The following is a 234-nucleotide window of genomic DNA, read 5'->3' as shown; positions in this document are numbered from 1 at the left end:
ATGTTCCAGATTGGTAAATGGCAGGCTCTACTCCACAAAAAGCGCAAAGCTGTTTCGGATTACTAAATTTTGAGAAGTCACCAAATTCACCGAGAATAGTCGCAGCACTAAGCGTACTGATTCCCGGAATCGTATCAATAGGAGAACGCAGTTCTTCCATGATAGCTAAGATTTCCTTTTCAATGCTTTCTATTTGCCGTTCAAGAGTATTTACGATTTGAAGTGCAGAGGAAA

The 234-nt window shown here is 40.6% G+C and carries 1 protein-coding gene; it reads right to left on the bottom strand.

All coding sequences use genetic code 11. The features are described from left to right. Positions 1-234: transposase (locus LI241_RS15720; protein ID WP_227151529.1), on the bottom strand; the 234-nt coding region annotated here is incomplete at both ends.

This window comes from Longicatena sp. 210702-DFI.1.196, from assembly GCF_020563125.1.
Taxonomy (GTDB): domain Bacteria; phylum Bacillota_I; class Bacilli_A; order Erysipelotrichales; family Erysipelotrichaceae; genus Longicatena; species Longicatena caecimuris.
This window is presented reverse-complemented; position numbering and strand designations above follow the sequence as displayed.